Consider the following 8546-nt stretch of genomic DNA (forward strand, 5'->3'; position numbering starts at 1 on the left):
CACACGATCCGCCAACACCACCGAAGCCCCACGCACCAACGGCCCGAACAACTCCAACCCCGCGATGTCGAACGACACCGTCGTCACCGCGACCACCGCATCACCCGGCCCCAGACCCAACCGACCGTCCATCGCCGCCAGGAAACCCGCGAACGCCCCGTGCGACACCACCACACCCTTCGGACGCCCCGTCGAACCCGACGTGTAAATCACATACGCCGCCCCCTCCGGATCCACCGGCACGCCACCGAACGGCTCGGCGGACTCCGTCGCACGGACCGTCTCCGGATCGTCCAGCAGCAGCACCGGGACGCCCTCCGGCAGTACGGCCGCGCTCTCCCCCACCGCGACGGTGCAGACCGGCGACGCGTCCCCCACCATGAACGCCAGCCGCTCCGCCGGGAAGCCCGGATCCAACGGCAGATACCCCGCCCCCGACCGCAACACCGCCACCATCGCCACCACCAGGTCCACCGACCGCGGCAACGCCAACCCCACCCAACGACCCGGACCGGCCCCCCGACCCACCAACACCGACGCCAACCGCGCCGAACGCTCCCCCAACTCCCCGTACGTCAACGACTCCCCACCCACCACCAACGCCACCGCACCCGGCGCCTCCCGCACCCACCCCTCGAACCGCTCCACCACCGAACCCACCACCGGAACCACACCCACCGCGTCCGGGAGCGCGAGGGCCTCGCGGCGCCGCTCGGCGCTCAGCAGCGGTATCCGCCCCACGGGCAGCCCGGGCTCCTCGACGGCGGCGAGCGCGCGCAGGAGGGTCAGGAACTCGGCGCACCGGTCCGCGAGTTCGTCCTCCCGGTAGGTCCGGGGGTTGGCGTCCAGCTCGAACCGGACCAGGTTTCCGCCGTCCAGGTAGACGGAGAGGGTGAGGTCGTCCACCGGTCCGGCGGCGAGGTTGCGGGCGATGCCGGGGGCACCGTCGAAGTCGAGCTGGTAGTCGAACGCCTTGATGTTGACCATCGGGCCGAACACGCCGTGGCGGCGCCCGGCCGGGTCGAGGTCGCGCCGGATCTCCTCGGCGCGGTGGTTCTGGTGCCGTCGTAGGTCACGCACCCTGCGGACGACCTGCGACACCAGGTCGCCGAAGGCCGTACCGGGCGCGACGGAGAGCCGCAGCGGCAGGACGTTCACCTTCATCGCGGGCACGGTGAGCGCCACCGAGCCGAGCCGCGTCATCGCGGGCATGGCCAGCAGGACGTCCCTGGTGCCGGTCATCCGGTGCAGGTAGCCGGCGAACGCGGCGGTGACCACGTCCGCCCAGGTGGCACGGGCGGCGCGGGCGAGGTCGAGCAGCCCGGTGCTCTCCTCGGCGGTCAGGGTGGCACCGGTGCGCAGGAAGTGCGGGGCGGCCGGGTGGCCGACGCCTGCCAGCGGCGCGGGCTCGGGGCCGTCCGCCAGCTGCTCCGCCCAGTAGGCGCGGTCGGCGGCGCTGCGGGCGGAGTCCCGGTACTCGGCCTCCTCGGCGAGCAGGTCGGCCAGGCGGCCGGGCGCCGCGGGCGGCGGTTCCACGCCGCGGGACAGCGCGGTGTGCAGTTCGGCGGTGCGCCGGGCGAGCAGGGTGAAACCGTAGGCGTCGAGGGCGATGTGGTGGACGCGCTGGTACCAGAGCACCCGGTCCTCGGCGACGGTGTACAGGGCGTAGGCGAAGAGCCGGTCCGCGGCCGGGTCCACCGGGCGGGAGAGGTCCGCCCGCATCAGCTCCAGGGCGGTGGCCTCCGGGTCGGCCTCCGCCCGCAGATCGGCCAGGTCGAGCGGCCAGTCGGCCCGCGGGGCGGGCTCCTGGTAGGGAACGCCGTCCTCCTCGCCGAAGCGCATCCCGAGCACCTCGGCCTCGGCGACCGCGCGGCGCAGCGCCGTCTCGAAGACCTCCTGGTCGAACCGCCCCCGGATCTCGACGTACTGGCCCACGTTGTACGCGGTGTTGCCGGGTTCGAGTCGCTGCCCGTACCAGACTCCGGACTGGGCTCCGGTGAGCGGGAGGCGGCTCTGGGGGCGGTCGTTCATGGCTGTCGTGCTCCTGGTTCGGGGGCGGGGCGGGCGGGTCCGGCCGGTTCGGGTACCAGCCGGACCGGTGCCGGGTCAGAGCGTCTTGAGGATCTGTTCCAGCTGGTCGAGGATCCGGCCGGCCTCGGGGTAGCGGCTGGTGAAGAACGCCGGCACGGGGTGGACCTGCTGGGCCTTGGCCGCCTTGAGCGACTTCCAGTTGGTCTGGTTCATCAGGTCGGTGGTCTCGGCGGACGGCTTGGTGCCCGGCTCGTCGCCGTCGACGAGGATCACGTCGGCGCCGTCGAGCTTGCCGATCTCCTCGTACGAGAGGTCGGCCCAGGCGTCCTCGAAGCCCACGCCCGGCAGCGCGGCGAACCTGCCGCCCACGTCCTTGAGGACCAGGCCGAGCCAGGACTTGCCGTCGTAGGCGGAGAACTTGCCGGACTCACCGGAGTTGACGATCGCCCAGTTCGTCCTCGCCAGCTTGTCGGCGTAGGCCGTCTTGATCCGGGCGGCCTTGTCCTCGTACTCCTTCTTCACCTTGAGGCCGGCCTCCGGCCGGCCGGCGGCGTCCGTCACCTTGAGGGTGGTGGCGAGCAGCTCGTCCGGGTTGCCGATGCCGAAGGAGACCACCGGGGCGATCGGCTTGAGCTTGTCGATCTGGAACTGGACCCGCTTGGGCGCGGAGATGATGATCAGGTCGGGGGTGAGCGAGGCGATCTTCTCGAAGTTCAGCTCGTTCCCCTCGCCGACCAGGGGGATCTCCTTGACCTTGGCCTTCTGCTCGGCGGAGAGCGCGGCGTCGTCGATCGAGGTGACGCCGACCATCGGGATGCCGGAGTCCAGCAGCCAGGCGGCGGCGTAGGAGAGGCCGATGATCCGCTTGGGCTTCGCGGGGACGGTCACGTCACCGTCGGGCGTCGAGACGACGCGGGTGGCGTTCGACGACGCGGACGGGTCCCGGGAGTCGGAGGCGCTGCCGTCGGAGCTGGTGGTGCAGGCCGCGGCGGCGGCGATCAGGACGGTGGTGAGAAGGGCGGCGAGCACCCCACGCGGCCCGCGGGCGCGCGTGTCTCTGCGCCGGTTGTGGTCGGGGCTTGCGATCTGACGGGTCACCTGTGGTGCCTTTCCGGTTTCTTCGGGGTGGGGCGGCCGGCCGTGCGGGGCACGGGGCCGCCGGTCTGGAGCCATCGGCGCAGGGGCCGGGTGGTCCGGGTCTGGGGGTCCGGGTCGGGTGGCCCGGGTCTGGGGGTCCGGGTCTGGGGGTCCGGGCCTGGGGGAGGCCGGAGCGGGAGGCCTGAGCCGGCGGGGTCAGGGGCTGGCCGGCGCCGTCGGGCGGCCGTCGCCCTGTTCGGTGTGGACCGGGTCGGTGCCGTGGACGGGGCCGGACGGGCCTGCGCCGTCCTCGTGGCCGTCGTGGCCGTCGTCGTCCTCCTCTTCGTCGTCGGGGAGCGTCGCCCGGCGCAGGCCCGGCACCGCGAGGGCGACCACGACCGCCGCCAGGGCGCACACGATGCCGTTCAGGAGCGCCGCCCCGCCCGGGTTGAACCAGCGGGCGAGCAGGGCCACTTCGGCCTCGCCGCCGATCTCGCCGGTGGTCTGCTCGGCGGTGACGACGCTGACCATCCGGCCCCGCAGGCGGTCCGGGGTGTGGTGCTGGAGCAGGGCGTAGTCGAGGATCGCGGCGACGGTGCCGGCCGCACCGGCCACCGCGAGCGCCAGGAAGGCCGGGACCACGGACGGGCTGAGGCCGAAGCCGGCGACGGCCAGTCCGGTCACCAGGACGGACCCGATCAGCACCGCACCGGGGCGCTTGCTGCGGCCCACCCATCCGCTGGTGGCGGAGGCGATGACGGCGCCGACCGCCGGCGCGGTGTAGAGCAGGCCGAGCATCAGTTCGCCGCCCCCGAAGCGGGTGTCGACGAGCTCGGGGAAGAGCACCACGGGGACGCCGAACAGCGCCGTGGCGCCGCCCAGCAGGAGCAGGCCGCCGACCACCCGGTGCTTCACCGCGTAGCGCAGCGCGACCAGCGGCGATCCGTCGTCCGCGCCCGACTCGTCGTCCGGGTCGGCCTCGTGGCGGACGGGCGGCAGCGGACGGAGCCGGGTCACCAGCAGGGTGGTCAGCGCGGTGGTCGCGGCGGTGACGGCGAAGGCCGTGCCGGGACCGGACGCGGCGAGCAGCACGCCCCCGAGGAACGGCGCGGCCACCGAGCCGATCTCCGTGGTGAGGGACAGCAGGGCACCGGCCGCCGGGAGTTGGTCGCGCCGGACGAGCGTCGGCGCGACGGCCATCAGCGCGGTCACACTGACGCCGGAGGCGAGGCCGTCCCAGGCGATGCAGAGGTAGATCGCCCAGAGGCTCGGTTCGGGGAGGAAGGCGTTGGCGGCGAGCCCGGCGAACGCGAGGGCCGCGGCGCCGCGCGCCAGGATGATCAGGCGCCGCCGATCGGTGCGGTCCGCCAGGACGCCGCCGACCAGCGAACCGACCAGCACGCTGACGCTCATGACCATGCTGACCGCGGCGACGGTCAGGGTCGATCCGCTGAGGTCGTAGACCTGGGCCGCGAGGGCGACGGTGGCGATGCCGAGACCGAAGAGCGAGACGGTCCGGGCTATGAAGACCGCGCGGAAGTCGCGGCTCGCCCGTAGGGGGGCGGTGTCGATCAACAGGTCACGCAGGGACACTCAGAGGCTCCTGGGAGGACGGCACGGGTAACGGCGGCGCGGGGTCGCCGGTGGCTGGGCGGTGGAGGTCGGGCCGCGGTGTCGAGGGGTCGACGGCGGCGGGCCAGCGGGGCGGACACGGTCGAACCGGACGCTGTCCGGGTCCGATCGGGTCGGGGATCGGGTCGGGGATCGGCCCGGGCTCGGGGTCGAAGCGGAGTCGGGCTCGGGGTCGGGGCCTGGGTCGGGGCGGGCCTACCGGGCCGCCCGGACCCGGTCGGCCGACCCGGCCCTGGGGCCGGCGGGCTTCAACAGCCGGCCCGGCGGGGGCGCGACCGCCCTCAGCAGCGGCCCGGTGGCGGCGGTGGTCAACAGGGCCATCAGCACGATCACCGTGTAGCCGGTCTCGCTCAGCACCCCGGCGGAGAGTCCCACCGAGGCGACCACCACCTCCACCGCACCGCGGCAGTTCAGGCCCACCGCGACGGCCAGACCCTGGCGTCGCGGGAGCCGGGCGAGCCGCGCCCCCCCGTACGCGCCGGCGACCTTGAAACAGACCGCCACCGCGAGATATCCGGCCGCCCAGAGCAGTGCCTCCGCACTGCTCAGGACGGTGAGGTCCATCCGTAGCCCTGCGACCGCGAAGAAGACCGGTGCCAGCAGGACGAGCGTGACCGGCTCCAACTGACCGCGCAGGCGCGGCCGGTAGTGCGGCGAGCGTCCGAGCAGAAGACCCGCCGCGAAGGCACCGAGCAGGCCGTCGGAGCCGACCGCGTCGGCGGCCACCGCGAGCACCAGGGCCAGGACGACGGCCACCAGGAGGTCCCCGGAGCCACCGGTCCCGGCCTCACCGGCCTCACCTTCCCTGCCGGTCCCGCCGGTCCCACCGGTCCTGCCGGGCAGCCGGTCCGACCGGCGCACCCGGGCCAGCGCGGCGTCGACCAGCCGCGGGGCGACCAGCACGAGGACCGCCGTCAGCAGGAGCAGGCCGGCCACCGGGGCCAGCAGCTCCCCCGCGTCACCGCCACCCGGTCCGGCGAGCACCGTCACCCCGGCGAGCGCCATCCACCCCACCGCGTCCGACACCAGCGCCACGGTGAGGATCATCTGACCGAAGTCGGCCTTGAGGAAGCCCAGTTCGGTCAGCACGCGGGCGACCACCGGGATCGACGAGATACTGAGGGAGACGGCGACCAGCAGCACGAACGACGGCCGGCTCGCGGCGCCCCCGGCGAACGAGTCCGGCAGCAGCAGCGCGAGACCCACCCCGGCCGCGAACGGGACCAGGACGGCCCCCGCGGCGATCATCAGCGCCGGGCGGCCCAGCCTGCGGATCACGCCGAGGTCGGTGTCCAGGCCGGTGAGCAACAGCAGGAAGGCCGCGCCGAGCCAGGCCACCGTGTTGATCGGCGCCCCCAGCAGGGTCTCACCGGGGACGAGCCGGTGCTCCCCGCCGGGCCAGAGCACCCCGAGGACGGACGGGCCGAGCAGCACACCCGCCACCAACTGGCCGATGACCGCGGGTTGACGCAGCCTGCGCGCGGCGGCCCCGGCGAGGTGCGCCACGACGGTGATCACCAGCAGCTGCACCAGCATGGCCCATTGGGCCGCATGGCCGAGGGAGGGAAGGCCCACGGGTCTGCCGACCTGCCTTTCGTGCTCGTCGTGGAGCGGTCCGCACGGAAGCGTGCGGTCGCCGGCGCGGAAGTCGTACGGGGTCGGTCCGGCCACGGCGTGCGGCCGGGGTTCGGTCAGCCTCCGGCCGGCTCGGCCCAGGAGAGGCCGTCGGCGCCCGGCACGAGGCCGTCGGGCAGCAGCGGAGACTCCTTGATGTCGGCGCCGAGGACACCGCGCCGCTGGATCTCGTTCATCTCGTGCATCACGTCGCCGACGACCTTGGCACCGAAGAGGTGGTTCATCCGCTCACCGGACTCGGTCTGCATCGACCCCGTGGCGGCCACGGCGTCGGACAGCGCCTTCGAGGAGGAGGCGAACCGCTCGGTGAGCGCGGCGGAGTCGGTCAGCGCGCGCTCCCGGGAGGCCACCCCGCCGACCAGGGTGACGAACGCCTCCAGGTCGGAGGAGTCGAAGGCGGTGACCTTCTTGGCCTTCCAGAAGTAGTTCTCCTCGCTGCCCTGCATGTCGTAGAAGGCACTGAGGAATTCGTAGAAGACGCCGTACTCGCGGCGGTACCGGCCCTCGAACTCGCCGAAGGCACGCTCCTCCGAAACCCCGCCCGCCAGCACGCTGTTGATCGACCGGGCCGACAGCAGCCCGGCGTAGGTGGCGAGGTGGACGCCGGTGGAGAAGACCGGGTCGATGAAGCAGGCGGCGTCCCCGACGAGCGCCATGCCGGGCCGCCAGAAGCGGGTGTTGGCGTACGAGTAGTCCTTGCGGACCCGCAGCTCGCCGTAGGTCCCCTCGGTGACGCGGGTCGCCTCGGAGAGGTAGTCGCGGACGATGTCGCAGCGGTCGATGAACCCGAGCAGCGCCTTCTCCTGCTCCTCGTCGGTGCCCTGGATGTCGGCCGCACGGGTCCGGCTGATCACCGCGCCGACGCTGGTCAGGGTCTCGCTGAGCGGGATGTACCAGATCCAGCCCTCGTCAAAGGCGGCGCAGAGGATGTTCCCGCGGTCCGCGCCGGGCAGCCGCTTGCCGCCCTCGAAGTAGCCGAACAGCGCCAGGTTCTTGAAGAACTCGGAGTAGACCCGCTCCCCACCCGCGTGCCTGCTGATCCGGGTCTTGTTGCCCGACGCGTCGATGACGAACCGCGCCGCGACCTCGTGGACCCGGCCCTGCGGGTCGGTGTAGCGGACGCCCCGCACCCGCTCGTCGTCCTCCAGCACCTCGCTCACCGGGGAGTTCTCCCGGACGTCGACGCCGTGCTTCGCGGCGTTGCGGAGGAGGATGTCGTCGAACTTCATCCGCTCCACCTGGTACGCGTACGAGGTGGGCCCGGAGAGCTCGGGGGCGAGGGCGAAGAGGAAGTTCCACGGTACGGGGTTGGTGCCCCAGCGGAAGCTGCCGCCCCGCTTGACCATGAAGCCGGCCTTCTCCATGTCCTCCTGGACGTCGAGCAGGCGACATATGCCGTGGACGGTGGCGGGGAGCAGCGACTCCCCGATCTGGTACCGCGGGAACGTCTCCTTCTCCAGCAACAGGACCCGGTGGCCGTGTTTGGCCACGAGCGTCGCGGCCGTGGATCCACCGGGGCCACCGCCGACCACGATGACGTCGAACTCTTCGTGCAGTGTTGGTTGTTCAGAGGTGTTCACTGGCGAGTCTCTCCTGGTGATGACGGGCTTCCGCTGGTCAGGGGGTGCCGAGCTGATCCCGCCAGCGTTTGATGGTGGCCTCGCCGGCGAGGTCGACGAAGGTCACCTCGGCGCCCTTGTCGCGCCAGCGCTGGACGAGGGTCATCAACCGGATCGAGTCCATGCCCTGATAGACGAGCAGTTCGTCGTCGTCGAGTTCCTGCGGGTCGATCTGCAGCACATCGGCGACGTCCTGCCTGATGCGCTCCAGGGAAAACGCGTCGGTCGGGGGTATCTCAGGCATCGAGCGGCGTCCTCCTCTTGTCGCGGGGGTGACGGCGCGACGGCGCACGGCACGGACCACCGGCCCGGCCGAAACCGTGGAACCGATGTGATACGCACCGACGACCGACGGCCTTCGGCCACCCGCCCTACTTAGGTAAGGCTAACCTAACTATTGGTCGGACCTCGCTGTCAAGCCGCCGGGCGACCGGACCCGACGGCCCGACGGATTTCCCTGATGTCACGTCATGCCACCCACGCGGGGCGGCAAAGGCCGGGCACCCCGTCGACGGTGCCACCGGCAGACCCCGACAGCCCCGTGGGCGGCGA

Annotated in this window: 6 protein-coding genes; all 6 read right to left on the reverse strand. The window is 72.7% G+C overall.

Annotated elements, in window-relative coordinates; translation table 11 throughout:
* The coding region (locus ACFWOG_RS37035; RefSeq protein WP_380363831.1) for a condensation domain-containing protein at window positions 1–2031 on the reverse strand (2031 nt) is incomplete at its 3' end.
* Window positions 2032–2106: 75 nt separating this feature from the next.
* A complete protein-coding gene (locus ACFWOG_RS37040; protein WP_380363833.1) occupies window positions 2107–3129 on the reverse strand; it encodes an ABC transporter substrate-binding protein in 1023 nt (340 codons plus the stop codon).
* A gap of 195 nt (window positions 3130–3324) precedes the next feature.
* On the reverse strand, window positions 3325–4701 hold the full coding sequence (entS, locus tag ACFWOG_RS37045; protein ID WP_380363835.1) for an enterobactin transporter EntS: 1377 nt from the start codon (window positions 4699–4701) through the stop codon (window positions 3325–3327).
* Between the two features lie 234 nt (window positions 4702–4935).
* The gene (locus ACFWOG_RS37050; RefSeq protein WP_380363837.1) at window positions 4936–6315 is read right to left on the reverse strand and encodes a cation:proton antiporter; all 1380 of its coding nucleotides are present in this window, start codon (window positions 6313–6315) and stop codon (window positions 4936–4938) included.
* A gap of 116 nt (window positions 6316–6431) precedes the next feature.
* Window positions 6432–7955 (reverse strand): tryptophan 7-halogenase, encoded by a 1524-nt coding sequence (locus ACFWOG_RS37055; protein WP_329884040.1) that lies wholly within the window; start codon window positions 7953–7955, stop codon window positions 6432–6434.
* Window positions 7956–7992: 37 nt separating this feature from the next.
* Window positions 7993–8238, reverse strand: a complete 246-nt coding sequence (locus ACFWOG_RS37060) for a phosphopantetheine-binding protein (protein ID WP_380363840.1) — start codon at window positions 8236–8238, stop codon at window positions 7993–7995.
* Window positions 8239–8546: the final 308 nt, after the last annotated feature.

The sequence above is a fragment of the Kitasatospora sp. NPDC058406 genome, assembly GCF_042722765.1.
Lineage (GTDB): Bacteria > Actinomycetota > Actinomycetes > Streptomycetales > Streptomycetaceae > Kitasatospora.

What these genes read in the sequence shown, in the direction of transcription:
- ACFWOG_RS37060 (WP_380363840.1), bottom strand. Translation starts at nt 8,238, where the DNA reads ATGCCTGAGATACCCCCGACCGACGCGTTTTCCCTGGAGCGCATCAGG.